We start from the raw sequence: 25,487 nt of genomic DNA, 5'->3' as shown, positions 1-25,487 counted from the left end.
AAGAGTCATATGATTTTAGGGCGTGGATGCAGGCTTCACGGCGGCCGCCAGCGCGATAGGTTCAGCAGCAGACAAGGCAGGCATTTTGACCGGGAACTTCAACTTCCAGCACTCCAACTCGGCCATCCTCAGCGTGAACAGCGTTGAAGCTCCGGTGGTTATGAGTTCCAGTGAATTCGACGGGCGCCTCGAGCCGTCGCTCAAGCGGCTGCGTCTTTCCAAGCGCCTGCTCGAGCGGGTGGCAGGCGTGAGTGAACGGCGCTGGTGGGCTCCCGGCACCGCGTTCGACGACGGCGCCACCGAGGCAGGCGCCAAGGCCCTGGCCGAAGCCGGCGTCGAGGCATCCGAAATCGGGCTGCTCATCAACACCTCGGTCACCCGTCGGAACCTGGAGCCGTCCGTGGCCGTGAAGATCCACAACGGCCTGGGGCTGCCTTCCTCCGCGATGAACTTCGACCTCGCCAACGCCTGCCTGGGCTTCGTCAACGGCATCACTCTGGCGTCCAACATGATCGACTCCGGGCAGATCAACTATGCCCTGATTGTGGCCGGCGAGGACTCCCAGGGCGTGCAGGAAGCCACCTTCGAGCGCCTGAACGCCCCGGATTCCACCCGTGACGACTACCTGCGCGAATTCGCGACCCTCACGCTCGGCTCCGGTGCCGCAGCGGCCGTGATCGGCCGGGCGGACCGGCACCCCGGCTCGCACCGCATCCTTGGCGGGGTTTCGCGTGCCGGCACCCAGCACCACGAGCTGTGCGTGGGCGGCATCGACGGCATGTACACCGACACCAAGGGCCTGCTGGACGGCGGCCTGGAACTTGTGGTGGACGCCTGGCACGAAGCCCACGGCAACGGCTGGGACTGGTCCGGCATGGACCGCTACGTGACCCACCAGGTGTCCAACTCCTACACCAACGCCATCATCAAGGCCGTGGACCTGGACCGGAAAAAGGTGCCGATCACCTTCCCGAACTGGGGCAACGTGGGGCCGGCGTCCCTGCCGATGACCCTGGCCCAGGAATCCCGTTCGCTGAACCCCGGTGACCGCGTGCTGTGCATGGGCGTGGGCTCCGGACTGAACACGACCATGATGGAGATTGCGTGGTAGAGGAGCTTTGGCCGGGCGTTTCCGCCGCCTGGTCCACGTTTGTCCACGTTCCCTCCACCGCCGCCGTCGACGTCGCGGGCACCGTCCGCAAGTGGCACATCCTCGATAACGGACCCGATCTGGCCGCCGCCGGCGTCGAACCGGCCGGGACCCTGCTGTGTGTGCACGGCAACCCCACCTGGTCCTACCTCTGGCGCACCCTGCTGGCTGCCGGCGCGTCCGCCGACAAGCCGTGGCGCGTGGTGGCCGTTGACCAGCTGGACATGGGCTTCTCCGAACGCACCGGTGCCTTCCGTCGGCTGGAGGACCGGATCACCGACCTCGGCAACCTCACGGACACGCTGGAAATCACCGGACCCGTGGTCACTGTCGGCCACGACTGGGGCGGCCTGATTTCCCTGGGCTGGGCGCTGCGGCACCGCCGGCAGCTCGCCGGAGTGGTGCTGACCAACACTGCAGTGCACCCCGCCGGGTACTCGCTGCCGCCGGCCCTGAAGCTGGCCCTGCATCCGGCCGTCCATCCCTGGGGCACGCGCAGCACCGATGCCTTTATCCGGGTCACGCATTCCCTCGCACAGCCCGCACTGCCTGCTCCGGTCCGGGAAGCGTTTGCGCTGCCGTACCGCGGGGCGGCCCGCCGGCAGGGCGTTGCGAACTTCGTTGCCGACATTCCCGCCGTCGATTCCCACCCCAGCTGGCGGGCACTGAACACCGTTGCCGAGGGTATCCGCCGGCTCAATGTTCCCTCGCTGGTCCTCTGGGGTCCTCGGGATCCGGTCTTCTCCGACCGCTACCTGCGCGACCTCCTGGACCGGCTGCCCGCATCCTCCGTGCACCGGTTCGAGGGTGCCGGGCATCTGCTCCCCGAAGACGTCGATATCGCCTCCCCGGTCTTCTCCTGGCTGCAGACCGCCGTCGAAGCCCCGGCGGATTCCGCCCTCCGGCGCACTGAGCCGTTCCGCCCCATGCTTGCCGAGTTGGATGAGCGTGCGGGCGACACCAGCCCCGCCGTCGTCGACATGGCACCGCTGGGCGGAGGCGAGGGAGCGGCCGCTGAGCCGCGCACCCTGTCCTGGGCCGGGCTCGCGGAACGGGTGAACGCCCTCGCGGCGGGACTCGCCGCGGCGGGCGTGCGTCCGGGCACCCGGGTGAACCTGCTGGTTCCGCCCGGAATTGAACTGACCTCGCTGATTTACGCGTGCCTGCGCCTGAACGCCGTCATTGTGGTGGCCGACGCTGGCCTGGGCACCAAGGGACTCGGCCGCGCCATCAAGGGCGCCGGACCCGCGTTCCTGATCGGCATCGACCGTGCGCTCATCGGCGCCCGGGCGCTGGGCTGGCCGGGAACCCGGATCAGCGTCTCCGAGCTGTCTCCGGCCCGTAAGCGGCTGCTGGGAGTGCGGCACTCCGTTGAGGGCCTCATCGCCGACGGTTCCGGTTCCGAAGCGCCGTGGTACCCCGCGGAACCCGACGCGGACGCCGCCGTCCTGTTCACCTCCGGGTCCACGGGGCCTGCGAAGGGTGTGGTGTACACGCACCGGCAGCTGGCCGCCATGCGTGATGCCATCAAGGACACCTATAACCTCCGTGCCGGGACCTCGCTGGTGGCCGGCTTCGCGCCGTTCGCCCTGCTGGGTCCGGCGCTGGGGGCCACGTCAGTGACGCCGGACATGGACGTCACTTCCCCGCGCACCCTGACTGCGGCGGCCCTGGCTGATGCCGCCGTCGCCGTGGACGCCACCACCATCTTTGCTTCCCCTGCTGCGCTGACCAACGTGCTGGCCACGTCCGGCCAGCTGGACGCTACGCAGCGGGCCGCCCTGGCACAGGTGGAACTGCTGCTTTCCGCCGGTGCTCCGATAGCCGAGCCGCTTCTGGCGCAGGTGCAGGACCTGGTGCCGAAGGCTTCCCTGCACACCCCGTACGGCATGACCGAGGCGCTGCCGGTCACCGATATCAGCCTCGAGGGCATCCGTGCCGCTGGTGCCGGCAACGGTGTCTGCGTCGGCACTCCGGTGTCCCGCGCCGAGGTGGCCATTGCCGAGGTCTTCCCGGATGGCTCGGTGGGCAACAAACCCCTGACCGTCCCGAACCGCACCGGGGAAATCCTGGTCAGCGCCCCGCACGTCAAGGACCGCTACGACCGGCTCTGGATCACGGAAAGCCACAGTTCGTCCATTGACGGCTGGCACCGCACCGGCGACGTCGGCCACTTCGACGACGAGGGCCGGTTGTGGGTCGAGGGGCGCCTCGGGCACATTCTCACCACCGCGGACGGGGTCCGGACCCCGGTGGCAGCCGAGCAGGCGGCCGAGACGGTCGACGGCGTGGGCAGGGTGGCGCTGGTCGGCGTCGGACCCGCCGGTGCCCAGGTGCCCGTAGCTGTCCTGGAGACGGAACCGCCGGCCCGCCGGGCCGGGACCGCGTCTTCCGAGCTGACGACAGCTGTGCGGTCCCGCGTGGCCGAGCTCGTGGGGCTCGATCTGGCTGCCGTACTGGTGCTGCCGCAGTTGCCTACCGATATCCGGCACAATTCCAAGATCGACCGTACGGCGTTGGCTGACTGGGCCTCCCGGATGCTGGCCGGCGGTCCGGTGCCGCGGCTGGGCAAGGGACGGCGATGAGTTCGGCCGTCCTGCCTCCCCGGAACGTCCTGGTCACCGGTGCGAGCGGTCTGTTGGGCGGTGCGGTTGCGGACCTGCTGGAAGCCAAGGGCCACAAGGTCCGCACCTTCCAGCGCCGTCCCGGCCGGCCCGGCAGGGATTCCGTGTCCGGTTCCGTTGCCGATCCGGCAGCTGCTGCTCGCGCCGTCGACGGGATGGACGCAGTAATCCATCTCGCGGCGAAGGTCTCCTTTACCGGCGAGTGGCATGAGTTCGAGCAAACCAACATCGTGGGTACGCAGGTCCTGCTGCAGGCTGCGCAGACGGCCGGAGTTCGCGACGTCGTTTTCGTCTCGTCACCGTCCGTGGCGCACTTCGGCGAGCCGATTGCCGGTGCCGGGGCGGGTACTGCGGATCCGGCCCGAGCCCGCGGTTTCTATGCTGCGTCCAAGGCCCAGGCCGAGCTCTTTGCGCTGGCACAGAACTCCCCCGTTTTCCGGGTGACTGCCATCCGGCCGCATATCGTCTGGGGGCCCGGCGATACGCAGCTGGTGGAACGCGTCATCGACCGTGCCCGGTCCGGCCGCCTGCCGCTGCTGGACGGCGGTGCGGCGCTGATCGACACCACGTATATCGACAACGCCGCGGCAGCTATTGTCCGCGGGCTGGAGCGGATGGATGCCGCGGCCGGCCGTGCCCTCGTGGTGACGAACGGCCAGCCGAGGCCCGTAGGGGAACTGATTGCCGGTATCTGTGCAGCCGCAGGAGTGGCTGCACCGGGCTGGAGCGTCCCGGGCAAGGTTGCGCGCGGCGCCGGAAGCCTGATCGAGAAGGGCTGGTTGCTGGCCGGTCGGCGGGGTCTGGTCCATGATGAGCCTCCCATGACCCGCTTCCTTGCCGAGCAGCTCTCGACGTCGCACTGGTTTGACCAGCGCGAAACCCGCGAAGTTCTGGACTGGACCCCCGAAGTTTCGATTGAAGACGGCATGGCCCGGCTTGCCCGGCACTACTCCTAGGATGATTTCCGTGAAAAGCCTGCAGAAGATCGAGTCCTGGCCTGTTGACCATGCCGCTGTCTCCATAGTGACCGTCGACGGCGAGGTGCTCGGCACTGCCGGCGACCAGGACCGCCGTTTTCGACTGGCCTCGGTCACCAAGCTGCTGAGCGCATACGCCGTACTCGTTTCCCTCGATGAGGGAGCCCTGGAACTCGATCAGCCTGCGGGCCCTGAGGGTTCCACCGTCCGGCACCTGCTGGCCCATTCCGGCGGCTACGACTTCGGCGAGCGCACGGTCCGCTACACCCCCGGCACCCGGCGCCTGTATTCCAACGCGGGTTTTGAGGTACTCGGGGAGACACTGGAGCAGGCCACGGGCATGGCCTTCGGGGAATACCTGCGGGAAGGCGTACTGGTTCCGCTGGGCATGTCTTCCACAACCCTGGAGGGCTCCCCTGCTGCCGGTGCCGTCTCCACAGCAGCGGACCTCAGCAGGTTTGCTGCCGAGCTGCAGGCTCCCACGCTCACGGATCCGGGCCGGCTGACCGAAGCCACGCAGGTGGTCTTTCCCGGCCTCGCGGGAGTGCTTCCCGGTTTCGGCCGGCAGAAGGAGAACGACTGGGGCCTTGGCTTCGAAATCCGGGCACGGAAGTCTCCGCACTGGACCGGCGCCAACAGCTCGCCGGCCACTTTCGGGCACTTCGGCCAGTCCGGAACCTTCCTTTGGGTGGATCCTGCGGCTCGTGCTGCTGCTGTCTGCCTCACCGACCGCGATTTCGGTCCCTGGGCCGCCGAGGTGTGGCCTCCCTTTACCGATGGGATTCTTGCCGAGCTGGCGGACCGGTAGGGTCCTGGTTCCGCGGGTCCGCGGGTCCGCGGGTCCGCCAACTATGCGGCCCATACCAGGTCCACGATGCAGCGCTCAAGGAAACCCTTCGGCGCCGGAGATCCTGACCGCCCGCGGGATCCGGTAGCTGCACCCGCTCGTTCCTCGCTTCCGAGCCGATCATCCTGGCTGTTCTCAACCCTGGTTCCGGGCAGCGGCGGCGCGGTGGACCGATAGGTGTGCCCTGTTGGGGTGGTGGTCTCGACTGTGTGCGGTCCGCTCTTCCCTGGAGTATCGACCGTTCGCGCTTTCCAACCAGGTGCTTCCTTCGCCTGGTTGCACGCCTCGCAGAGTCCCTGGCCGTTCGCAGTGCTGGTCTCCCCGCCGTCACGGTGCGGACGAATGTGGTCTAAATGCCGAATCGGCGCCCCGCACCACGGCATTCTGCAGGTCTGGTCGCGTGCCGCGATAAACCGTCCCAGCGAAGTAGGAAACAGGCGTGCCCGTGAATCCATTGCAACGAGTTCTCCGGTATCGGGATCTGTGTACAGTCGCCGAAGCCAGCGCTCGTCTTGTTTGTCCCGCTTTGTTGTCCGCCCTGCGCCCTGCTCCAGGCTCGGTTCCCGGCCCGATTCCCGGTCTTGTTGTTCCCGGCCCTCTCCCGGTTTGGCGCCACGGGTATCCCGCCCGGGTTCCTGCCTCCGACGCCTTCCCCGGACCAGGTCCCTTGCCCATTGCGCCGGCACCGGGCCGTACCCGGGGACCGCGGCCGGCTCGGAATCGCCGCCGAACAGCGTCCGATCCGTCATCACCAGCTGAACTTCCACCTTCAGCTGGCCTGCCTCGGCCTGTCCGGTCACGCGCTCCACGAGGGTGTCAGCCATTATCTGGCCCCGACCCCGGGAATCTCCGGAGGCACGCAGCCGGTCCGCTTCACGGGACAGGGCGGCAAAAACGCCCACGCCCTGGGCGACAGGCAGAAGCCCGGTCAGGTAGGTCATGGTGTCCGGTGCAGGACGGCAGGAGACAAAACGTTCCGATTCGGCTTTGGCCGCACGCTTGACCGCTGCCGAAGGATCCAGCCGGTAGGCGGCACCTCTGGCGCGGGAAATAATCTGCCGGTCCCCCAGTGTTTCAAGCACGTCCGGATTTCCGGCCACTTCTTCATCCACCCGCCGCCGGTCCTCCAAACTCAGACAAGCCGTTTCGCGGACCAGCAGCGTTGCCCTCCATTCACTGATTTTCCCGCGGGTCAGCGCGTGCAGAGTGCATGGCATCTCCTCCGCCAGCACCTTGGCGAACCCCAGCAGCCGTCCCCCGCGGCTCGGTGACTCCCTCCGTGCCAAGGCAATCTGGAAAGCGACACCGCGGCCCAGTTCCTCCCGCGGCGCTCCGGCCTCGGCCTGCTTCCGGCGCTGCGAGGCATCGAACACTGCAGCAGCCCGGGCCTGTGCCGCCGAAGCTGCGGCTTTGAGTTCCTCCAGGGCCCGGATCCGGTCAATCAGCTCGCGGTCTTCGTGCTCCCCGCTGGGCAGGCCCTCAGCTTGTTCCCCCAGTACCTCAACCCACGCGTTCACCAACGCGGTACCGGCAGTCAATCCGCCGGTCCGCTGATGGCTTGCAGGGCGAGAGTATTCGAACATGTGTTCGAGTCTATCGAGGCTCCAACGTCGGAGCTAGGGAAGAAATACCTGTTCCGCCACCTGTTTTTTCAATCCTCTTTCAAGGCCTTCCAGGCGGATGCCCTTTGCGGCCGAACCGGCCCTAACCAGCTAGAAAAGAAATCACGACGACGGCGAGCAGCAGGGCCGCATTCCCAGCCAATGCGAGATTTCCGGGTTCCTTCTTCATCTTCTTCCCGGCCTCTGACTTTCGGCGAGGCTTCCCGGCCTCTGCCTGCAGGCGAGGCATTCCGGGGTCGGGGCTGCCGGGGTTGGACTTCCCGGGGTCGGGACTACCGGGGTCGGACTTCCCGGTGTCGGGTGCGGCTGCCCTTTCCCGCACAGGAAGGAACGCCCGCCGGGACCGCTCCACCGCTGCGGCTTCCGTGGCCGTGCCTTGCTGCCCTGCCGCGACTGGCCCTGCCTCGGTCTCCGCTGTGGCGGTCCCCACTGTGGCGCTTTGCGGCCGCCGGGATTGACCCGATGCCTCCGCAGGGATATCTGGCTCCGGAACCAGCTCCGCGCCCTCCAGCTCCGACCCCTCCGACTCCGCGTCCTCCGGTCCCGTTGAAGCCCCCGATGCCGTCTCCCGTACCGGGCCCTGAGACTCAACCCGACCCGGCAACACCGGCCAGCGAAGAACCGCTCCGGCAACAGCCGCCGCCAAAACGACCACGGCCACCACCCAGAGGGCCACCGACCCGGGAGTCCACGGCACCACCAGCCGCAAAAGGCCCGCGAGCGAAGCTGCTTCCATCAAACCGGCCAGCAGCGACCTCCGACTGGGGCCGGAAGGCTGTCCCGCCCGCTTCCAGACAGGAACCGCCACGGACAGACACGTCGCCACCAGCCAGGCGACGAGGATCCAGGACATCAGGCTGAATGTCATCAGAGACCTTCCTTCAGCAAAGCCAACGCAGCTTCTTCCTGCCCGACGGCCACATTGGAGAGGATCAGCACTGCCGTGCCCGCTTCACGGTCCATGGCCACCATGGAGGAGAAACCTCCGGTCTGGCCGTTGTGCCACGTCGCGGCCCGCCCACTCGAGGATGAGACCTGCGTGAACCATGCCAGACCCACTTGCTCTCCGTCCTCACCGGTATCCCACTGGGGTTCCAGGGCGCCGGCACCCGGAGCAGTGTCCGCCAGCAGTTCCTGGAGGTAGAGCGACATATCCGCTGCGGTAGACCGGATCCCACCCATCGGTGCCCCGCCGTTGCCGGTCCAGGCACCCTCTGGCAGTCCGTTTGCATTCCGGCCGGTCGGAGCATCGGGACGCAGATTGTCGGCCGTCGTCGGCACGTACGTGTCCTTCATTCCCAATGGCTCGAAAATCCGCTGCTCCAGCAGATCGGTGTATTCCATCCCGGCTGCCTTGGCGAGCAGCTGCCCGAGGAAGGCATACCCGAAGTTGGAGTAGGCCACCGTTCCCCTTTCCCCCACCGACGCAGACTGTGCCTGCGCCAGCACCTCGGCAGGCGAGGCGGTGTAGGGGTCGCGGTGGAGGACGGTGCCGGCGAGCAGGGAGACCAGCGCTCCCGGATCCGTGGCAAGCCGGGGAAGCCCCGAACGGTGGCTGGCCAGCTCGGCCAAGGTGACGGTGCCGATTTCGGCTTCCGGATCCCGCAGCTCCGGACCCAGGATCTCGGCAACGGTGGTCTCCAACGTCACCTCGCCGCGCTCGACGGCGTCCGCGAGCAGCGCTGCAGTGAATGTCTTGGATACCGAACCGATTTCGAACTCGGTCCGCTCGTCGGCACCGAATCCGGCAACCCGGACGGCGCCGTTTTCGAGGTAGGCCACGCTGACCGCATCGGCAGGTTTCTGCAGCAGGGGCCGGACGGCCTCGGCGAGGGCTGCATCCCCGGAAACCTGCGTCGACAGGCGCGGCGTCCACGGAGCAGCAAGGAGCCCGGCGGCCAGTACCGCTGCAGCGGCAAGGACGGCCACGGTCATGCGTCTGTATTTGGACATGTCAGTTACCTCCGGAGGCAGCGGTCAGAATGGCCAGCAGCGGGATGACCCGGGCCGGCGGGATTTGGTAGCGGGACCGGGCGTGCGGTGCGAGCCAGCCCGAGGCGGTCAGCTGGTGAACGTGGTGGTAGATCTGTCCGGAGGTTCCGGAACCCAGTTCCTCCACCAGCTCTGCCACGGTCTCGGTTCCGCCGAGGACGGCGCGCAGCACAGCCAGACGGACGGGATGGCCGAGGGAGGCAAGTGAGTCAGCGAACTGCGTCCAGTCGACGTCGAGCAGGTGCCCGGTCTCCAACCCGTACTGGTACTCGTAGTGGGCACCGGCGGCGGTAGTGGCGGTGCCGGTGAACAGCACGGCTCCCGGCTCGGGATGGCGCTTCCGCACCCCTTCGAGGGCCCAGAACACGTCTGCCCCGTCTGCGGCCGACGTCGCGTCCGCGGCCGACGTCGCGTCCGCGGCCGACGCGGGCTCCGCGCCCGACGTCGGTTCGGCGGCTTCCGCGCGTTGCTCCAGGGCTGCCACGCGTGCTTCCAGCGCCTGCAGCCGGGCGTCGTCTCGTGCGGTCATGGATAGAGAATTACGTAATTCCAAAACAATTACAAGAGTTTCGTAATTTTTTTCTCGAGAGGGCAGCGGAGGCTCCCGCGACTTTCCGCACCGGAAACCCTTCCCTTTCCGCCGCGGAAAGTCTAGGCTCTCGGCATGCCCCACACCCAAGGCCCCCGCCCCTCCCCCGACGAAGCACGCCAGGCCCTGGAATCCATCACCCTGTCCAAGCGGGCGCTGGCTCCGCACGTCCGGTCACCGGCATGGCTCTATCCCGCCCAGGGAGTAGGAATGGCGATGTTCGTCATCGGCCTCGTCTTCTCCAAGGAAGCCGGCTGGGCCACCGGACTCTTCGCCGTGTCCGGAATACTCTTCTGTGTCCTGCCGATGCTCCAGACCCGCGGCCGCGTGGTGGTTGATGTCTACACCCATCCGGGAAGCCGGGGGTTGTCCTGGACCTACGTCGCTGTTTTTCTGCTTGTCTGCGTCGCGGCCGTTGTGCTCCACTCGACCTACTCCCGGGCCTGGATCGGCTACGCCGCCGGCGTCGTCGTATTGGTCCTGACACTGGTGATGGGACCGGCCATGGATGCCCGGCTGGCACGCGCGCTGCGGAGCGCCGGCTGATGGGCGGATTCAATGAGGTCATCCATGTGCCCACCCGGCTGCGGATCTGTTCGATCCTTGCCGAAGTGGGCGAAGCCGAATTCGGCGTACTCCGAGACGCACTGCAGCTCAGCGACTCGGTACTAAGCAAACACGTCAAGGTGCTCGAACAGGCCGGGTTTGTTACCGTGCGCAAGGGTTCCGTGAACGGGCGCACTCGAACCTGGGTGGCCCTGAACAGGGCCGGGCAAAAGGCATTCAAGGCCCATATCGAGGAGCTGCGCAAACTGGCTGCCTCCGGGGACCTGCTCAATCCGTAGCGCTGAATCGGCCGGTGAACCTACCGGCGCCCGAGATGAGGACAGCCGTGAAAATCTACAATCCGCAGGTCATTCTGTTCGTCGCCGACGTCGCGCGGGCGGCACGCTTCTACGCGGCCCTCGGCTTCAATGAAGAGTTCAGGGCAACGGGAGCAGGGACAGCACCCGTCAAAATAGAAATGGCATTGGAAGGCTTCGAACTCGGGCTCGCGCTGCCCGGACCGGCGGCCGAAGCCCACGGGCTCACCCCGGTCACGGCCGGACACCGCGCGTGCCTCACGCTCTGGACGGACGACGCCGCAGCCGCCTATACGGCTGCGCTCGAGGGCGGAGCAAAGCCCCTTCAAGGACCGCACCCGTTCCTGGACGGAAAACTGCGGGTTGCATTCGTCGAGGACTTCGACGGACATCCGATCCAGTTCGTGGAACGGAAAACTACCAGCGCCCGTTCCGAGGCCGAGGCTGGCACACGGGGCAGCTGTACGAGGACCGGTTCATAAACGAATCCCGCCGGATCAGAGTGTGCAGTCCCAGCTCCTCGCAGCGCGGGCATGGCAGCCCTTCATGGCCGTAGGCATTGAGGGACCGGGAGAAGTATCCCGAGGCACCGTTCACATTGACGTACAGCGAGTCAAAGCTGGTGCCGCCCGCAGCCAGGGCACGGGTCATCACGTCCCGGGCGGCTTCGACCAGCCGCAGCGCTTCGGCCCGGCGCATGGTGTCCGTGGCGCGGGCAAAGTGCATGCGTGCCGCCCACAGGGACTCGTCGGCGTAAATGTTCCCGACCCCGGAAATCAGCCCCTGGTCCAGCAGGGCGCGCTTGATCCCGGTCTTCCGCAGCCGCAGCCGACGGTAGAACTCGTCAAAGGAAAACGCTGGATCCAGCGGGTCGCGGGCAATATGGGCAGCCTCGGCTGCCACGAGCGGAAGTCCGGTCTCGGACAGGCCGCCGGGAGCGCCGTCGGGCGTCGGAACCAGATCGGTGAGGAACACGCCGCCGAAAATCCGCTGGTCCACAAAACGCAGCTCGTCCGGCATCGCAACACCGGAGGCGTCAACGGCGGGACTGAGCGTAAACCGGACCTTCAGGTGCTTTTCATCCGGAAGCACCGAGTCCTCCATCAGCAGCTGCCCGCTCATGCCGAGGTGGGCCATCAGCGCAAAAGGGGGCACGACGACGTCGTCCGCCCCGGAAGCCGCGCCGGCCGGCGAAGGAGCCGACTCGAGCAGCGGCAGCCAGAGGAACTTGCCGCGGCGCACGACGTCGGCCACCACCGCGCCTTCAAGGTTGGCGACAAGATCGGCCGGGCCGGGCGCATGGCGCCGCACGGAACGGGGATCCACAACTTCGACGCCGGTGATGGTGCGGCCGCGGACCCATGACGCCAGTCCGCGGCGGACCACCTCGACTTCGGGAAGCTCAGGCATCGCCGGAAGTGCCTAGGAACCGGCAGCCGCGGAGTCGGCTCCCTTAGCGTTGATCATCTTCCAGGAGGCAGCGGCGGCTTCCTGCTCGGCTTCCTTCTTGGAATGGCCGACGCCGGTGCCGTAGGCCTTGTCGCCGATATGCAGGACGGCAACGAAGCTGCGGGAATGGTCGGGACCGGATCCGGAGACCCGGTATTCAATGTCGCCCATTTTCCGGCCGGCAGCGATCTCCTGGATGCTGGTCTTCCAGTCCGTACCGGCACCCAGCGCCTCGGCGTTGGACAGCAGCGGCCCAACCAGGCGCATCACCATCTGGCGCGCGGCTTCAATTCCGTGATCCAGGTACACGGCACCGATGATTGCCTCGGTGGTATCCGCAAGGATGGAGGACTTGTCGCGCCCGTTGGTCAGCTTTTCGCCCTGGCCCAGGAGGATGTACTCCCCCAGCCCCAGGCCACGGGCAATGCCCGCGAGGGCACGGGTACTTACGACGGCGGAGCGGCGCTTGGCCAGCTCCCCCTCGGAAAGATCAGGATTATCCCGGTAGAGCGCATCGGTTACCGAGAACCCCAGAATGGAGTCACCCAGGAATTCCAGGCGCTCGTTCGTGGGGATGCCGCCCTGCTCGTAAGCGTAGGAACGGTGCGTGAGTGCAAGACGAAGCGTCCCGGCGTCGATATCGACACCGAGACGCTTCATAAGCTCTTCAGTATTCTTCACTTTTTGGATACAACCCGAAAAGCAGTATTCACGTGCCCGTCCGCAACAACACTAATGATGCGCAAAACCGGGCCGAACACTGGTCTTAGACGTCCGCGACCTTGCGGCCCTTGTATTCAAGGAACAGCGCAGTGCCGGCGGAGTCGGTTACGACCTTGGCCTGGTGCGGCAGGCTATAGGTGACGCGGCCGTTCTCCACGGTCTTCACCAGGTTGGGCGCGGTCGCCTTCCACTGGGACCGGCGTGCACGTGTATTCGCGCGGGACATTTTCCGCTTCGGAACAGCCACGGCTAACTCTCTTCTCTCTCGTCTGACTCTGTACTTGGTGCCGCAGTATCTTCTGCGGCCGTGCCGGTCAGCCCGGCGAGGGCTGCCCAGCGAGGATCCACTGCTTCATGGTGGTGACCCGGATCCTCCTCAAGGCGCGCTCCGCATTCGGAGCAAAGGCCTTCGCAGTCTTCCCGGCACACCGGCTGGAACGGCATGGTAAGAACCACTGCGTCCCGCAATACCGGCTCAAGATCGATGACATCTCGCTCGATCCGGTGTTGCTCTTCTTCATCTTCTTCTTCGAAGGACTCAGCGTCCTCGTAGTAGAAGAGTTCCTGCACATCGACTTCTTGGTCGTACGCGAGTGGCTTCAGGCAGCGGCCGCATTCGCCCTTTACGGGGGCGATTACTACGCCGGATACCAGAATCCCTTCGTGCACGGCCTCCAACCTCAGATCGATCTCGAGGCCGGATCCTTCCGGAACGCCGATAAGCGCAACACCGAAGTCTTTCGGTGCCGGTACATGTTCATGCAAGGTCCGCATCGTTCCCGGGCTGCGCCCGAGGTCCCTGACGTTGATAGCCAGGGGAGTTTCCGGATTGGACCGCGAAAATTCGCTAATGAGAACTCCTGTAGAACATAGACCGACATATCATCTTAGCCTGACTTGCCGGAATCTCTCAAACTGCGGCTGCACCGCAGCCAAGGAACACGTGCGGGCACGTGCTCCACAGACCAGTTTACCCGCCACAGGGCATCCGGCTAATCGGACTCCAGGGGGTGCCGCTTCACGGCTGCAGGGAGTGCGGTCCCCTAGGGTGGGAGCGTGAGAATCCTTCGCTGGTTCCTGGGGCGCCGGCTGCTTCGACACTGCACGACGGCGGCCCTGTGCCTTTTTGCGGTCTGGCTCCTGGTGGCGTCGATCCTGTTTGTTTATCCTTCGGCCAGTGCCGCCGAACCCGCAGGGGCGGACGCCGTCGTCGTCCTGGCCGGCGCGAGCAGCGAGCGCCTGCCGGTGGGACTGGATCTAATGGAGCAGGAATACGCACCCACGCTGGTCCTCTCTGCCACGTCCACGCCCGGAAACAAGGAAACTGACGCAGTCTGCGCCCGGAACCTCAACCCCCGCGTTGTCTGCTTCTCCCCGGACCCAATGACCACCCGCGGCGAGGCACGCGCCGTCGCCCGGCTGGCGAAGGACAACGGCTGGACGGACATCATTGTGGTGACTTCGCGCTATCACGTGACCCGCGCGGAACTGAACTTGGAGCAGTGCAGTGCTGCGAACATCACCATGGTGGAGTCCGCTCCGCAGCTGGGACCCGGCCAGTGGCTGGGCCGTTTCGTGGAAGAGACCGGCGCCGTGGCAGCCGGACTGATCCGCCCCGCCTGCGCCAACCCGGTCTAACTTGCCGTCCAGCCTTCCGTCAGGCGCTTCAGCACCGTCGGGGGAACATAGCCGGCGATGTCGCCGCCCAGGGAGGCCACTTCCTTGATGAGGGACGAGGAAAGGTGGGTGTAGCTGCTTTCCGCGGCCAGGAAGACAGTCTCGACACCGGTGAGCTGCCTGTTCATGACGGCCATGGGCAGTTCGTACTGGTAGTCCTGGACGGACCGCAGCCCCTTCACAATCGCGGAGGCGCCGTGCTCCCGGCAGAAGTCGGCCAGGAGTCCGTCCCCCATGGGGACGACGGAAACCCCGGCCAGCGCCTCAAAGGTTTCCGCCGCCAGCTCCAGGCGTTCCTCGGCACTGAAACGGTATTTCTTCGCATAGTTGGTGGACACCGCCACGATGACTTCGTCGAAGAGGGTTGCCGCACGGGCAATCACCTCCACATGGCCGTTGTGGATGGGATCAAAGGAACCGGGGCATACAGCGCGTCGCATAGGTCGAATCTACCGGGTGCGGGCGGGTAATACTTGAGGAATGAGTATCAGCACAGCCGCGTCCCTGCTCCGCGCCCGGCCCGGCACCGGCACCGCCGCCGCCCAGCCCTGGCAGCGGACCGCCGCGGGAGCCAACCTGCTCGCGGCGGACGGCAATCTCGGGGTGACCATTTTCGAGGAAATCACCGCCCTCGCCGGACAGCACGGAGCCATCAACCTCGGCCAGGGTTTTCCCGATGAAGACGGCCCGGCCGTAATGCTCGCCGCCGCGCGGGAGGCCATTGCCTCCGGCGCCAACCAGTACGCCCCGGGACAGGGCCTGCCGGTCCTGCGCAACGCCGTCGCCGCTCATCAGGAACGGTTCTACGGGCTGCATGTGGACCCGGACACCGAGGTCATCGTCAGCACCGGTGCCACGGAGGCCATTGCCTCGGCCCTCCTGGCCCTGACGGGTCCCGGAGACGAGGTGCTGACCTTCGAACCGTTCTACGATTCCTACGGCGCGGTCATCGGGCTCAGCGGTGCCACGCACACCACCGTCGCCCTCGAGGCACCGCATTTCCTCCCCGCCGACGGCGCCCTCGAAGCGGCGTTCACCGACCGCACCCGGGTGGTGCTGGTCAATAACCCGCACAACCCCACGGGCGCCGTCCTCCCCCGCACGGTCCTGCAGCAGATTGTGGACCTGGCGGCAAAGCACGACGCCGTGATCGTCACCGACGAGGTCTACGAACACCTGACCTTCGGGCCGGTGCACATCCCCGTAGCAACGCTGCCCGGTGCCGCGGAACGGACCCTGACCATTTCCTCGGCGGGCAAAACATTTTCCGTGACCGGCTGGAAGATCGGCTGGCTCACCGGCCCGGCGCCGCTGGTGGCAGCGGTCCGCACCGTCAAGACCTTCCTGAGCTACACCTCGGGCACCCCCTTCCAGTCCGCGGTCGCCGTCGGCCTGGGACTGGAGGATTCCTACTTCACCGGCGCCGCGGCCGCGCTGCAGGCGAAGCGGGACCTGCTCGGTTCCGGGCTGCGGGCGGCCGGGATGGAGGTCCTGCCCTCCGCCGGAACGTACTTCGTTACCGCCGACACTTCACCCCTGGGCATTACCGACGCCACGGAACTGGCTCGGCGGCTGCCGGAACTGATCGGCGTGGCGGCCATTCCGGTGGCCGTGTTCTGCCACGCGGAAGGAGCGCAGCGCACCCGGTCGCTGCTGAGGTTCGCTTTCTGCAAGAAAACGGACGTCCTGGACCAGGCCTCCGAGCGTCTCGCCCGGCTGGGCGGGCTGCTGTGAACGCGTCCCGGCTGCTGCGGGGCATCGGCGCCCACGCCACCATCACCGACGACGGCTTCACCCCCGGCGCCTACATCCTGAGCATCGGCGGCGCGGAGCAGTCCCACGTGGACATGGCCCGCCCGCAGGATATCTCCTACGAGTACCTGCGCCGGATAGGCAACGTCCTGGACCTGGCCGCACCGGCCGGGGAGCCGCTGCATGCACTGCATCTGGGTGCCGGGGCGCTGACCCTCACCCGTTACCTCCAGGCCACCCGCCCCGGGTCCGAGCAGGCGGCGGTGGAGCTGGAACGCGAACTGCTGGACTTCGTGCTGGCGCACCTTCCGCTGCCGGAGGGCACCCGGCTCGAGACCGTCATCGGAGACGCCCGGGAATCACTGGACCGCTTTGCCGGCCGGTCCTTCGACGCCATTGTGCTGGACATCTTCGCCGGCCCCGATGCACCCGCGCACCTGGCGACGTCGGACTTCTACGCCGAACTGATTGCCTTGCTCTCCCCCGCCGGGGTGCTGCTGGTCAACGTCGGGGACGATCCGCCGCTGGCCTTCGCCCGCCGGCAGATCCGCGAAGTCCAGGCCGCGCTGGGTACGGGCGGCATGGAGACAGCGGGCGACGTCGCGGCGCTGGCGCAGCGGGACATGTTCACGGGGCGCTATCCCGGCAACATTGTGCTCGGGGCAACCCGGTTCCCCTGGCCCGCCGAGTGGACCCAGCAGCTCCTGGCTGCCGGCCCGCACCCGGCGGCAGTGCTGACGGGCGAGGACCTGGACCGCTTCGCAGGTTAGGCTTCCGCTGCCTCGGCGTCGTCGGACTCGGCGTCGTCGTCGGCAGGTTCGGCGAACCACAGGGTGGTCTCACCGTATTTACGCTCGCTGAAACGCTCCAGGCCTTCGGGCCAGACCGGCTCGGGGGAACGCGTGGAGCGCTCGAGCACCACTACCGCACCGACTGCGAGGTGCCCGGCCAGCGGGGTGAGGACGGTAGCCAGCTCGGCTTCGGTAAACGCGTAGGGCGGATCGATGAACACCACGTCCCAGCGCACGTCGGCCGGGACCCGGAGCAGGAAGGTCTCGGCCTTGGCCCGGTGCACATTCACGCAGGTCCGGCCCAGGATCTTGTTGACCAGTTCCGCGTTCTGCCGGCAGGTCGCCGCGGGCTTGTCTGCCAGCTCCACCAGGTCGACGGCGGCCGCACCGCGGCTGGCGCTCTCCACACCCAGGGCACCGGACCCGGCAAACAGATCCAGCACGCGGGCTTCCTGCAGGATGCCGTAGGACTCCAGGCGGGAAAAGAGGGCTTCCTTCACCCGGTCCGTGGTGGGACGCGTTCCGTCACCCGGAACACTGAACAAGGAGGATCCGCCGGCAGCCCCGGCAATAATGCGGCTCATGCCTTCACTTTATCCGCTGCCGGGGGCCTGTTCAGTTTCCCGTGCCCGTTAGCCGCGTTCCAGGAACGCCTCGGCTTCGGGGTTCAGGTAGGCCTCGATGGCTTCGTCCAGAGCCGGGTAGTCGCGCAGGTCCGGATCCGCCGCCACCAGGGCCACGGCGTCGGCACGGGCCTTTTCAATGAGCGGTTCGTCCTGGACGGCGCGCAGCAGTTTCAGGGTGGAACGGCCGCCGGACTGGCTGGCGCCCAGGATGTCGCCTTCGCGGCGCAGCTCAAGGTCCTTGCGGGACAGTTCAAAACCGTCGGTGGTGGCCGCCACGGCCTCCAGCCGCTCCCGGCTCGGATGTCCCGGTTCCAGCTGCGTCACGAGCAGGCAGGTACCGGGCAGCCCGCCTCGGCCCACCCGGCCGCGCAGCTGGTGCAGCTGGGAGATGCCGAACCGGTCCGCGTCCATAATCACCATGAGCGAGGCGTTGGGTACGTCCACGCCCACCTCGATAACGGTGGTGGAGACCAGCACGTCAATGTCGCCGCGGTTGAAGGCAGCCATGGTCTCGTGCTTGTCGTTGGGGTCCAGCCGACCGTGCAGGGGCGCGATGGTCTTGCCTGCGAGCGCCGGCACGGTGGTGAGATACTCGACCAGCTCGGTGACGGAGGTCAGCTCCTGCCGCTCGGCACGCGCCCGCCCCTCTGCGGCTTCCTTCGAGTCGAACAGTGCCAGGTCCGTGCCGGGCTCCTCTTCCTTGGCTCCGATCTTGGGGCAGACCACATAAACCTGCCGGCCGGCGTCGATCTCTTCCCGGGCGCGGGCCCAGATCCGCTGCTCCCACTGCGGCTTCTCAGCCAGCGGCGAGACGTAGGTGGAGATGGGGGACCGCCCGGCCGGCAGTTCGGTGAGGGTGGAGACCTCCAGGTCGCCGAAGACAGTCATCGCGACGGTACGGGGAATGGGCGTGGCCGTCATGACCAGCAGGTGCGGGGTGCTGTGCCCCTTGGTGCGCAGCACGTCGCGCTGTTCGACGCCGAACCGGTGCTGTTCATCCACCACCACCAGGCCGAGGTCGGCGAACGAAACGTTCTCGGACAGCAGGGCGTGCGTGCCTATGATGATTCCGGCCGCGCCGCTGGCAGCATCCAGCATGGCAGCCCGGCGCCCGGCGGTGTTCATCGAACCGGTCAGCAGCGCCACGCGGGTGCCGTCAGGGTCGCCGTCCAGCTGGCCGCCGCGGCCCAGCGGGCCGAGCATGGCGCTGATGGACTCGTAGTGCTGCGATGCCAGGACTTCGGTGGGTGCCAGCAGCGCGGCCTGTCCCCCGGCGTCGATCACCTGAAGCATGGCGCGCAGGGCCACCAGTGTCTTGCCCGAACCCACTTCGCCCTGCAGGAGGCGGTTCATGGGGTGGTCCCCGCCCAGTTCGGCGGATAGGTCACGCCCGATTTCGGCCTGGCCGCGAGTCAGGGTGAAGGGAAGGGACGCGTCAAAGCGGTCCAGGAGGCCGCCGGGCACTGCCGGACGCGCTGTGGCTTCCTCTTCGGCGGTCAGGGCACGACGCCGGGCCAGCGCGGTCTGCAGGACCAGGGCTTCCTGGTACCTGAACCGGTGCCGGGCGGCGTAGGCCTCCTCCATGGTGGCGGGCCGGTGGATTCGGTTGTAAGCGGCAACGATATCGGGCAGGCGGTCCCGCTCCCGGATCGCCGCCGGGATGGGATCGCGCAGCCGGGCGCCTTCCATGCTGTCCAGCAGCATCGACACGGACTTGGCGATGGTCGGACTGGCCACCCTGGCCGAGGCCCGGTAAACGGGGATGGGACGTTTGGCCTCCTCCTCGTCCACCGAGTCTTCGTCCAGGAGCACATAGCTGGGATTGGTCAGCTGCAGCTGGCCCCGGTACGCGCCCACCTTGCCGGAGAACATGGCACGGGTACCGACGGTGAGTTCCTTGGAAGCATTGAATCCGTTGAAGAACGTCAGGTGCAGCTGTCCGAGGCTGCCGTCGGTGTCGTCGGTGACGACCACCTCGACGATTGTCCCCTTGCGGGCCCGCATCTGCCGGCGGTTGTTGCTCTGCACCCGGGCTATCAGGGTGACGTCTTCGTCGAACGGTATTTCGGCGATCGGCGTGAGTTCGCCGCGCTCCAGATACCGGCGCGGGAAATGGTGGAGCAGATCGCCGACGGTTTTCAGGCCAAGCTGTTTCTCCATGGCATTGGCCGTTGTTTTGCCGATCCGTCGGTCCAGCGGAAAGTCGAGTTCTCCGGGGAGCCTAGAGTCCATGTGCCTCGGGGACTTCTTTGGTTTCGTGTCCGTCAGCGGACAGCTCGGTGATGGTCAGGTTCTCCGGATCGCCCAGGGTGCGCAGCAGATCGATGGCGGCGCCGGCGTCGGGGGTGTGCACGTGGATCCGCCAGCGGTAGCCGTCTCCCACCGGGCTGACGGCGCTCATGATGACGGAGTCCCCCAGCTCGTCCAGCTGGAGCCGCAGAGTTGCAGCATCCAGCGGGCTCAGGGTGATGGTGCACATGACTTCCACGCCTTCCATGCGGGGCATGTGGGCGTGGATGTGCGGGTCCTGGACGTCGTAGCCGTGCAGTCCGTCCAGTAGTTCTTCCTGCAGTTCCTCACCCAGGGCTGCGGCACGCAGGGCATCTAGTACCAGCAGGAAGCCGACGCCGCCGGCGTCCACCACGCGGGCCGCGGTGAGCGCATCCAGCTGGCTCTCGGTATGGATGACGGCGGTCAGGGCGGCGTCCATAATGGCCCGCAGGGTGAGTGCGAGCCCTACGTTGCTGTCGTCTCCGGTGACGGCGGCTTCGCTGTCGGACGCGGCGTGGGCTGCGGCCTCGAGGACGGAGAGCATGGTGCCGGGCACCGGATCGCTGAGCACCGACCAGGAGCGCAGCTGCGCGCGCTGCAGGGCGGATGCGAGCAACGGAGCGGAGAGCCGGGTTGCGCCGGCCAGGGGTTCCGCCATGGAGGTAAGGAAGACGGAAAACAGGGTTCCGGAGTTGCCCCGCGCTTCTTCCATTGCGGCCCGGCCGGCTGTTCCCAGCAGCTCGCCGATGTCCGCCGTGTCCTCTTCCGCAATAGCCCTCGAGGCGGCGCAGAGAGTCAGGTAGAGGTTGGTGCCGGTATCGCCGTCGGCCACGGGGAAGATATTGATGGCATTGAGGCGGTCGCTGTGGTTACCCAAGGAGACCTCTGCATTGCTCAACCATCGCTTCAGCGCTTGCGCGTTGGCGGTGATTTTAGTCTGCAAGGTAATCCCGTTTCCTGCTTGTAGAGCTGTCGCTGGTCCTGCTGGTGCCGCTCATCGTGGCCCGTCCTATCCGGTCTTCGTCGTCATTGCCGCTAACCGTCTATGTCATTAGGAAGCCTACCGCAGGGCACTGACAGTGCCCGATAACGATTTACCGCCGGTTGGGCCGCCGATGTGGAATGGTTGACCCATGCCCATCAAGCACTATCCGGAGATTGCCGCTGCCCGGCACATGCGGAACCAGCCTCTCGAGCCCACACCTCGCGAGCGTCGGCCTGGCGAACCCCGCAAGGCTCCTCCACCGAGGAAAAGAAAGGGATCCGCGCCGCGCCCGGTCAACTCGCGCCTTGCCCCGGTATTGCAGCGGGATCCGGCCTACGGCCGGAAACGCCTGATTGCGTTGGCCTTGACGGCCCTGGTTTGCCTGTCGGTGCCCGGCTTGATCGTCCTGCTCGTGCTTTTCGGCTAACCCTTTTCGGCCAACAGCAGCTTCAGCCGGCTAGGGCCATACATAGGCCCGCGCACTAAATCTGTTGCCCTCAGATACACTGGCAATCACATCACCGGTCTTGTCAAGCGTATTCGGGGGAACTCTTTGCCAGTAGTTATGCCGATTTACGGAACCCGGCCCGAGGCCATAAAAATGGCGCCGATCGTTGCTGCCCTCCAGGCCTCACCAACACTTGACTGCTTTGTCACAGTCACCGGCCAGCATCGTTCCATGCTGGACCAGGTCAACGGGCTGTTCGGGATTATCCCGGACCATGACCTGAATATTTTCGAGCCGGGCCAGACGCTCAACGGCATCCTGACCAGGACCATCGACGGACTGGATAAGCTTTTCTCGGTCAATAAGCCCGATGCCGTAGTAGTGCAGGGCGACACCACAACATCAACCGCCGGAGCTATCGCCGCGTTTTACCACGGCATTCCGGTGATCCATGTGGAAGCCGGACTTCGGAGCGGAGATCTGTTCTCTCCCTTCCCCGAAGAAGCCAACCGGAAAATGACCTCCCAGATCGCAAGCCTGCACCTGGCGCCGACCACTACCAGCCGGGATAACCTGCTGGCGGAAGGTATCGAGGCCCCCGCTATTGCCGTGACAGGCAACAGCGTCATTGACGCTCTGCTGATGACCGTAGACAAGAAAGTTCCCTTCAACGACCCCCAGCTGGAAGACCTTGCCGCCTCGGGCCGCCGAATTCTGCTGTCCACTACGCATCGACGCGAAAACCAGGGCGTCGCCATGCGCGGCATCGGCCAGGCTCTCGCCCGTATTGCCGACGCCGAGCCCGACCTGACAATTGTTGTTCCGCTTCACAGGAACCCGGTAGTCCGGGCGGCCGTGATGCCCGCACTCGAGGGGAAATCCAACATCATCGTGACGGAGCCGCTGGCCTACGGTGAGTTCACCCGCATGCTTTCCATCTCCCACCTGGTCCTTACCGATTCCGGCGGCGTCCAGGAAGAGGCCCCGAGCCTGGGAAAGCCGGTGCTGGTCATGCGAGAAAACACGGAACGGCCGGAAGCGGTCATCGCTGGAACCGTAAAGCTCATCGGCACCGATGAAGACCGCATCGTTGCCGAGGTAACCCGCCTGCTCAACGATCAGGACCACTTCGATTCGATGGCGAATGCCGTCAATCCATACGGCGACGGCAAAGCTGCTGCCCGGACCATTGCAGCGATTGAGCAGCTTCTGGGTCTGGGAACGCGTACCGCTGACTTCGCGTATGCCTAGGCGGATCTTCGTCTACGGCAGCAATGCCGCCTCGGCGATGGTTACTGCCTACAGCTCAAACGTCACCCGCTCCGGTTTTGTGGCCAGGCAGTCCCTGATTAGCGCCATGAACGGGCCCAGTAACGTCGAACTGACCGTGCCGGCGGACCTGACGGTCTCCGCTGCAAACCACGTGCGGCGGGATGCAGCCTCTTCCCTGACCGCAGACCTGACCCGTGTTGACGTGGACCTGCTGCTTTGGGACCTGGCTGACGAACGCTTCGGTGTCAGCGAGCTGAGTGACGGCAGCTTCCTCACCACATCTCCACAGCTTGCACGCGCTGCTGTCAGCGGCACCCAGGTACGACGCCGCGTGGCCTTTGGTTCACAGGAACACCTCGACTTATGGCAGGCGGCCGCTGGCCGTTTTGTCGCCGTGCTGGAGACCCTGGGGCTGAAATCCCGGACGTTTGTCTTGGACCTTCCCTGGGCCGCCGCAGACGAAACCGGCGCCAGTGTAGAGCTGTCTTTCGGCCCGGACTCGCGGCAGATGAACACCTTTGTGCAGCCCTACTATGACCACCTCCGTGCACTGGGCATCTCCGTTATTTCCGAGCCACGGACGAGGGCGGCATCAGGTCACGCCGCCGGACGGACCCCGTTCAATCTGCTGGACTCCTGCTACCACTCCCTGGCAGCACGGTTGGCTGCTGCCGCTGCGCCGGCCGAGGCGGAGTCCGGCTCGCATGCCCACTGGAACCTGGACGAGCGGCACGGGGCCCCGATACTGCACTGGACGGACATTGCACAGTTCAACGGTGATATTCCCGGCCGTACGGAACACGTGCTGGCCCCACGCACGAAGACAGGCGAAGAATTTCCCGCCCGGTTCCTCCTGCAGAACACCGGCTCGGACACCCTGCTGGTTATGAGCCACGGCGCCTTGCCCCGCGGCAAATACCAGGTTCCACGGTTTGAGTGGCTGGCCACGCTGGAGGGGCGCCCGGAGAATCTTCTGTTCCTGGCTGACGGCGCCCTGGAATCCCACCCGGATCTGGAGCTGGCCTGGTTCACCGGAAATGCCACAGATGATCTGACGGCGCGGTTCAGCAATATCGTCAGCACTGTCGCCCGCCAGCTGGGCATTCACCGCATCTTGTTTATGGGCGGATCCGGCGGCGGATTCGCTTCGCTGGCGCTGGCCGCTTCCGTACCGGGCTCACGGGCCCTCGTTTTCAACCCGCAGACGGTGATCCGCAAGTACTGGAACAAGTCCGTATCCGGCTATCAGCGCACACTGTTTCCGGAATTGGATTCCGCTGCGGGACTGGATACTTTCGGACCGCGGGTCAGCGCAGTGGCCAGGGTGCGGACGGACAAAGCCGAGAGCTACCAGGTCATCTACGTACAGAACGACGACGACGCGTTCCATATGGAAAACCATTTGACCCCGTTCGCTGCCGCACTGGGGATGGAGGCACGATCTTCGGTGTCCCGCAACGGCAACGTGCAGCTGCTAGTCGACCGGTTCGCGGAAGGCCACAATATGCCTTACCGGAAGGTCCTCAACCGCTTCGTGGACCTCTCGTTGGAAGACTGGGGATTGCCCCAGCGGCAGTGGGACCGAAGCCGCTATGACGACCTGTTGGGAGATGTGTCAACAGCATGAACCAGTTGAAGGACGGATTGACGGTCCGCGCGAGGAAGCTTCTCTGGATAGACACCATCTTCTGCGATGCGGAGCGGGATCCGGCAGTCATCGAGCGATATCTCCGGAGGTTTATGCTGACCCTTTCGTCACTTGGAAAGCAGGTCATTCCGGAAGGCACGGACTTTCGGCTAACAATTTACCTCTCCCGGGACAAGCAAGCTCTCCTGCCTCGGATTACGGAGGCCATCAGCCGCATGGGTCCGGCGATCCGCAGCGGAAGCCGGGTCCATCTGTATGATCATCCCGCCGCAGGTTATGCCGTAGAGCCAACGGCACACATCGACAAGATCAAGAACCCCAACAAGCAGCCCGGACGCCGGGAAACGCTGTTTTCAGAAGCGGCTTCTCCTGGGCAGTGGACCGAATATGAAGCCCTAATCCGCATTTCCATGGACGATGACGACCTGTACTTCCCAGGGCACCTGAACCAGATCTGCACGCTCGCAGACACCCTCCTGCACGAGCACCCGGATTCTGTCAGTGCTGCAGGCCTTTACCGTCAGAATCTGGCAACAGAGACGAGCCAAGGTGTAACGCTCACGACTGTGGACTTCAGCCGGGTCATCCCCGGAAATAAGTTCTTTGTCATCCCGGCCCGCCATTTCGAGGAAGCGGCCGTCCACAGCCCGTGGAGTATTCCCGAGCTGATTGACGAGGATGCGGTAGACCGGTTCGCCCGGAGAGGGACCATCCTCACCCTGGCACGCACGAATGAACCCACGTTCGTGTATATGCGGCGGACCTCGAATCTCTCCCGCCAGTCCAAGGCCGAATTTATCGATGCCACACACGCTGAGCTCGTTTTCGCCAGCGAGGCCGACCTTGTTCACCATGTTTGTGCGGCTCCGGTCCGCGAGCCGACCAACCCGATCCTCGCGGCCCTGCCGCGGGAATTCCGCCTCAATGTAAGCCGTTCGGGGAACGGCAGGATTACTGTCTCCACCAACCTCAAGGCGATGTTCGGCCCGGACCATCAAATGGCGCTGTACCTTATGCAAGGCACCGACCGCATTGATATCCGTTGGTACTCCGATAATCCGGACGCAGTCTTCGACGACGCACCCACCGGCTGTACGGTCCGTGCGTTCGTTCGACACGGCGGAGAAATCATCAGCCGGAAGGCTGTCCGGGTTTTCGATTGAACGTCCCTGAACTGCGGG

At 65.9% G+C, this 25,487-nt stretch carries 26 protein-coding genes; 14 read left to right on the top strand and 12 right to left on the bottom strand.

All coding sequences use genetic code 11. The annotated features are described in order from the left end of the window. Positions 1-85: 85 nt before the first annotated feature. Genes LOC56_RS07005 through LOC56_RS06990 form a run of 4 tightly spaced genes read left to right on the top strand, consistent with a single transcriptional unit; the run spans position 86 to position 5,559 of the window. Positions 86-1,111 (top strand): 3-oxoacyl-ACP synthase III, encoded by a 1,026-nt coding sequence (locus tag LOC56_RS07005; RefSeq protein ID WP_229951615.1) that lies wholly within the window; start codon positions 86-88, stop codon positions 1,109-1,111. Next, entirely contained in the window at positions 1,105-3,735 is a 2,631-nt protein-coding gene (locus LOC56_RS07000; protein WP_229951587.1) for an alpha/beta fold hydrolase, read from the top strand. The genes LOC56_RS07005 and LOC56_RS07000 overlap by 7 nt, the downstream gene beginning before the upstream one ends. Then, complete coding sequence (locus tag LOC56_RS06995) at positions 3,732-4,730, top strand: NAD-dependent epimerase/dehydratase family protein (RefSeq protein ID WP_229951586.1); 999 nt, start codon at positions 3,732-3,734, stop codon at positions 4,728-4,730. Before LOC56_RS07000 ends, LOC56_RS06995 begins: the two co-directional genes overlap by 4 nt. Before the next feature lie 10 nt (positions 4,731-4,740). Continuing rightward, positions 4,741-5,559, top strand: a complete 819-nt coding sequence (locus LOC56_RS06990) for a serine hydrolase domain-containing protein (RefSeq protein WP_331460917.1) — start codon at positions 4,741-4,743, stop codon at positions 5,557-5,559. A gap of 41 nt (positions 5,560-5,600) precedes the next feature. On the opposite strand, the gene LOC56_RS06985 is transcribed toward LOC56_RS06990, so the two are convergent. The 4 genes from LOC56_RS06985 to LOC56_RS06970 form a co-directional block, all read right to left on the bottom strand. Then, positions 5,601-7,181: an HNH endonuclease gene (locus LOC56_RS06985; protein ID WP_229951584.1), complete on the bottom strand. Its 1,581-nt coding sequence runs from the start codon at positions 7,179-7,181 to the stop codon at positions 5,601-5,603. A gap of 121 nt (positions 7,182-7,302) precedes the next feature. Further along, the gene (locus LOC56_RS06980; RefSeq protein ID WP_229951583.1) at positions 7,303-8,088 is read right to left on the bottom strand and encodes a hypothetical protein; all 786 of its coding nucleotides are present in this window, start codon (positions 8,086-8,088) and stop codon (positions 7,303-7,305) included. Then, the gene (locus LOC56_RS06975) at positions 8,088-9,173 is read right to left on the bottom strand and encodes a serine hydrolase domain-containing protein (RefSeq protein ID WP_229951582.1); all 1,086 of its coding nucleotides are present in this window, start codon (positions 9,171-9,173) and stop codon (positions 8,088-8,090) included. The genes LOC56_RS06980 and LOC56_RS06975 overlap by 1 nt, the downstream gene beginning before the upstream one ends. A 1-nt stretch (position 9,174) precedes the next feature. Continuing rightward, on the bottom strand, positions 9,175-9,741 hold the full coding sequence (locus LOC56_RS06970; protein ID WP_229951581.1) for a winged helix-turn-helix domain-containing protein: 567 nt from the start codon (positions 9,739-9,741) through the stop codon (positions 9,175-9,177). A 135-nt stretch (positions 9,742-9,876) separates the two neighbouring features. On the opposite strand from LOC56_RS06970, the gene LOC56_RS06965 reads away from it, so the two are divergent. The 3 genes from LOC56_RS06965 to LOC56_RS06955 are packed head-to-tail and all read left to right on the top strand — an operon-like array spanning position 9,877 to position 11,146. Then, a complete protein-coding gene (locus LOC56_RS06965; RefSeq protein ID WP_229951580.1) occupies positions 9,877-10,347 on the top strand; it encodes a hypothetical protein in 471 nt (156 codons plus the stop codon). Then, the gene (locus tag LOC56_RS06960) at positions 10,347-10,646 is read left to right on the top strand and encodes a winged helix-turn-helix domain-containing protein (protein WP_229951579.1); all 300 of its coding nucleotides are present in this window, start codon (positions 10,347-10,349) and stop codon (positions 10,644-10,646) included. The genes LOC56_RS06965 and LOC56_RS06960 overlap by 1 nt, the downstream gene beginning before the upstream one ends. A gap of 47 nt (positions 10,647-10,693) precedes the next feature. Next, positions 10,694-11,146 carry a VOC family protein gene (locus LOC56_RS06955; RefSeq protein ID WP_229951578.1) on the top strand — a complete coding sequence of 151 codons (453 nt, stop codon included), beginning with the start codon at positions 10,694-10,696 and terminating at the stop codon, positions 11,144-11,146. Here LOC56_RS06955 and mutM read toward each other — a convergent pair. From mutM to LOC56_RS06935, 4 genes are all read right to left on the bottom strand, one after another. Beyond that, positions 11,082-12,074: a bifunctional DNA-formamidopyrimidine glycosylase/DNA-(apurinic or apyrimidinic site) lyase gene (mutM, locus tag LOC56_RS06950; RefSeq protein ID WP_229951577.1), complete on the bottom strand. Its 993-nt coding sequence runs from the start codon at positions 12,072-12,074 to the stop codon at positions 11,082-11,084. The two genes, LOC56_RS06955 and mutM, sit on opposite strands and share 65 nt — an antisense overlap. A gap of 12 nt (positions 12,075-12,086) precedes the next feature. Then, a complete protein-coding gene (gene rnc, locus LOC56_RS06945) occupies positions 12,087-12,794 on the bottom strand; it encodes a ribonuclease III (protein ID WP_229951576.1) in 708 nt (235 codons plus the stop codon). An 85-nt stretch (positions 12,795-12,879) separates the two neighbouring features. Continuing rightward, positions 12,880-13,083 (bottom strand): 50S ribosomal protein L32, encoded by a 204-nt coding sequence (gene rpmF / locus LOC56_RS06940; RefSeq protein WP_146364453.1) that lies wholly within the window; start codon positions 13,081-13,083, stop codon positions 12,880-12,882. Between the two features lie 2 nt (positions 13,084-13,085). Then, positions 13,086-13,652, bottom strand: coding sequence for a YceD family protein (locus LOC56_RS06935; RefSeq protein ID WP_229951614.1), 567 nt, complete (start codon positions 13,650-13,652; stop codon positions 13,086-13,088). 240 nt (positions 13,653-13,892) lie between these two features. Between LOC56_RS06935 and LOC56_RS16090 the strand changes: the two genes are divergently transcribed. After that, positions 13,893-14,474 (top strand): YdcF family protein, encoded by a 582-nt coding sequence (locus LOC56_RS16090; protein WP_229951575.1) that lies wholly within the window; start codon positions 13,893-13,895, stop codon positions 14,472-14,474. On the opposite strand, the gene coaD is transcribed toward LOC56_RS16090, so the two are convergent. Next, on the bottom strand, positions 14,471-14,953 hold the full coding sequence (coaD, locus tag LOC56_RS06925; protein WP_229951574.1) for a pantetheine-phosphate adenylyltransferase: 483 nt from the start codon (positions 14,951-14,953) through the stop codon (positions 14,471-14,473). The genes LOC56_RS16090 and coaD overlap by 4 nt on opposite strands. 40 nt (positions 14,954-14,993) lie before the next feature. On the opposite strand from coaD, the gene LOC56_RS06920 reads away from it, so the two are divergent. Together LOC56_RS06920 and LOC56_RS06915 are read left to right on the top strand one after the other, a co-directional pair. Further along, the gene (locus tag LOC56_RS06920; RefSeq protein WP_229951573.1) at positions 14,994-16,247 is read left to right on the top strand and encodes an aminotransferase class I/II-fold pyridoxal phosphate-dependent enzyme; all 1,254 of its coding nucleotides are present in this window, start codon (positions 14,994-14,996) and stop codon (positions 16,245-16,247) included. Continuing rightward, entirely contained in the window at positions 16,244-17,035 is a 792-nt protein-coding gene (locus LOC56_RS06915) for a spermidine synthase (protein WP_229951572.1), read from the top strand. The genes LOC56_RS06920 and LOC56_RS06915 overlap by 4 nt, the downstream gene beginning before the upstream one ends. Here LOC56_RS06915 and rsmD read toward each other — a convergent pair. From rsmD to LOC56_RS06900, 3 genes are read right to left on the bottom strand one after another with little or no spacing between them, the layout of a single operon-like run. After that, positions 17,032-17,640 (bottom strand): 16S rRNA (guanine(966)-N(2))-methyltransferase RsmD, encoded by a 609-nt coding sequence (gene rsmD, locus LOC56_RS06910; RefSeq protein WP_229951571.1) that lies wholly within the window; start codon positions 17,638-17,640, stop codon positions 17,032-17,034. The genes LOC56_RS06915 and rsmD overlap by 4 nt on opposite strands. Before the next feature lie 48 nt (positions 17,641-17,688). Continuing rightward, entirely contained in the window at positions 17,689-19,914 is a 2,226-nt protein-coding gene (locus tag LOC56_RS06905; protein WP_229951570.1) for an ATP-dependent DNA helicase RecG, read from the bottom strand. Further along, positions 19,904-20,863 carry a DAK2 domain-containing protein gene (locus tag LOC56_RS06900; protein ID WP_229951613.1) on the bottom strand — a complete coding sequence of 320 codons (960 nt, stop codon included), beginning with the start codon at positions 20,861-20,863 and terminating at the stop codon, positions 19,904-19,906. The genes LOC56_RS06905 and LOC56_RS06900 overlap by 11 nt, the downstream gene beginning before the upstream one ends. A gap of 223 nt (positions 20,864-21,086) precedes the next feature. Between LOC56_RS06900 and LOC56_RS06895 the strand changes: the two genes are divergently transcribed. From LOC56_RS06895 to LOC56_RS06880, 4 genes are all read left to right on the top strand, one after another. Beyond that, positions 21,087-21,365, top strand: a complete 279-nt coding sequence (locus tag LOC56_RS06895; protein ID WP_229951569.1) for a hypothetical protein — start codon at positions 21,087-21,089, stop codon at positions 21,363-21,365. A 174-nt stretch (positions 21,366-21,539) separates the two neighbouring features. Beyond that, entirely contained in the window at positions 21,540-22,637 is a 1,098-nt protein-coding gene (wecB, locus tag LOC56_RS06890; protein WP_442860078.1) for a non-hydrolyzing UDP-N-acetylglucosamine 2-epimerase, read from the top strand. Further along, on the top strand, positions 22,585-24,285 hold the full coding sequence (locus LOC56_RS06885; RefSeq protein ID WP_229951567.1) for a DUF6270 domain-containing protein: 1,701 nt from the start codon (positions 22,585-22,587) through the stop codon (positions 24,283-24,285). Before wecB ends, LOC56_RS06885 begins: the two co-directional genes overlap by 53 nt. Beyond that, complete coding sequence (locus LOC56_RS06880; protein ID WP_229951566.1) at positions 24,282-25,469, top strand: hypothetical protein; 1,188 nt, start codon at positions 24,282-24,284, stop codon at positions 25,467-25,469. Before LOC56_RS06885 ends, LOC56_RS06880 begins: the two co-directional genes overlap by 4 nt. The last annotated feature ends 18 nt before the right edge of the window (positions 25,470-25,487 follow it).

The organism is Arthrobacter sp. zg-Y179, from assembly GCF_020907345.1.
GTDB lineage: Bacteria > Actinomycetota > Actinomycetes > Actinomycetales > Micrococcaceae > Arthrobacter_B > Arthrobacter_B jinronghuae.
This window is presented reverse-complemented; position numbering and strand designations above follow the sequence as displayed.